The sequence below is a fragment of the Pseudonocardia pini genome (assembly GCF_013870575.1).
Lineage (GTDB): Bacteria > Actinomycetota > Actinomycetes > Mycobacteriales > Pseudonocardiaceae > Pseudonocardia > Pseudonocardia pini.
The window spans coordinates 1-1711 of the sequence record NZ_JACBXB010000981.1; the positions used below are offsets into that span (position 1 = coordinate 1).

Consider the following 1711-nt stretch of genomic DNA (forward strand, 5'->3'; position numbering starts at 1 on the left):
CGGACGGAGGCCCTGCCGCTGCTGGAGGAGGTGCTGGCGGGTGGGGTCGCGGAGGCCCTGGCCCGCACCGCCGCCCAGCTCCGGGAGGACGACGAGGCACTCTCCGCATGGGCCGACCGGGTCCTCGACGAGGCCCGGGACGGTCGGGGACTGCGGGTGGCGGTCCTCGTCGAGGCCCCCGCCGCCGTCCGCAGGCGGGTCCTGCGGGACTGGCTCACCGAGGCGGGCGCCCCCTCGCCGACCGACGCCCACCTGCGGGCGGCCGACGAACTCGTCGCCCGGTGGCGCGGTCAGGGCGGCCCCCGGCTCCCCGGCGGGTTGGACCTGGTCCGCGAAGGTGGCAGGCTTGCGCTGCAACGGGTCCGCTGACGAAGGGTCGAACCGCGTGTACGACGGGGACATCGCGTCCGTGCTGGTCACCGAGGAGCAGATCGCGGAGAAGTCCGCCGAGCTCGCGGAGCTGGTCGGCAAGGACTACAGCGAGCTCTGCGCGGGAGGCGGCCCGGAGGCGGACCTCCTGCTGGTCGGGGTGCTCAAGGGTGCCGTGATGTTCATGACGGACTTCGCGCGGGCGATGCCGCTGCCGGTGCAGCTGGAGTTCATGGCGGTCACCTCGTACGGGTCCTCGACGTCGTCGAGCGGCGTGGTCCGGATCCTCAAGGACCTCGACCGGGACATCGCGGGCAGGCACGTGCTGATCGTCGAGGACATCATCGACTCGGGGCTCACGCTGTCCTGGCTGCTCAAGAACCTGGAGTCCCGCGGGCCCGCCTCGCTCGAGGTCGTCACCCTGCTGCGCAAGCCCGACGCGGTGAAGGTCGACGTGCCGGTCAAGTACGTCGGCTTCGACATCCCCAACGAGTTCGTCGTGGGGTACGGCCTGGACTACGCCGAGCGGTACCGGGACCTGCCCTACATCGGGACCCTGGACCCGAGCGTCTACGCCTAGGACTCCGCTCCGACGGGCGGGCCTGCGGGCGGGGCGACGTCCTCCAGCGGGACCCCCGGCGGGGTCGGGGTGAACGGGGCGGTGCCGTCGACCAGGCCGACCGACCCCAGACCGCCGTGCAGGTTCGCGTAGGCCAACGACTTCGCCAGGTCGGCGACCCCGTTGCTCACGGGCAGCGGCGCGAGGTTCAGCGTGGACAGCAGCCCCACCGCGCGACCGGAGGCGTCGAGGAAGGCGCTGCCGGAGTCCCCGGGCACCCCCGGCGAGACGGTGTAGACCTGGTGCGCCCAGCCGCTCGCGGTGTCCCCGGCGCTCACGCCCGCCTTGGGGCCCAGCGCCGAGACGCCGCCGCGGGTGGGGGAGTTGCCGTAGCTGTAGGTCAGCGCGCCGGAGGGCAGGCCCGCCGTGGCCACCCCGGTCGGCCCGCCGAAGAACGGGACGGTCGGGTTGGTGACGGCGGCCGCCGACGGCGGGAGCTCGACGAGTGCGAAGTCGTTGTAGCCGCACACCACCGGATCGGTCTCGACGCGCTGCTGCATGGTCACCCAGGAGCTGTAGGCCATCCGCCCGGTCGTGGTGAAGCCCCCGTCGCCCTTCACCGTGACGGGCGTGCCGACCGGCATCGTCGAGGAGCTGCAGCCGTCCGTCTCGGTGGACCGGCCGGTGCCCGCGCAGTGCGCCGCCTGCCCGAGGTAGAGCGTGCCCTCGCCGGAGCGGAACACGAAGTTGCTGGTGCAGACGCCGCCGCCCTGGGTGACGGTC

Annotated in this window: 3 protein-coding genes; 2 read left to right on the forward strand and 1 reads right to left on the reverse strand. The window is 73.4% G+C overall.

What is annotated here, in order from left to right:
• Both H5J29_RS31595 and hpt read left to right on the forward strand, forming a co-directional pair.
• Positions 1–369, forward strand: a 369-nt coding sequence (locus H5J29_RS31595) for a TilS substrate-binding domain-containing protein (RefSeq protein WP_181784587.1), incomplete at its 5' end; no start/stop codon positions are given.
• 16 nt (positions 370–385) lie between these two features.
• Positions 386–949, forward strand: coding sequence for a hypoxanthine phosphoribosyltransferase (gene hpt, locus H5J29_RS31600; protein WP_181784588.1), 564 nt, complete (start codon positions 386–388; stop codon positions 947–949).
• Here hpt and H5J29_RS31605 read toward each other — a convergent pair.
• Positions 946–1711 (reverse strand): serine protease (locus H5J29_RS31605; protein ID WP_181784589.1); only part of this gene is annotated, 766 nt, incomplete at its 5' end. The genes hpt and H5J29_RS31605 overlap by 4 nt on opposite strands.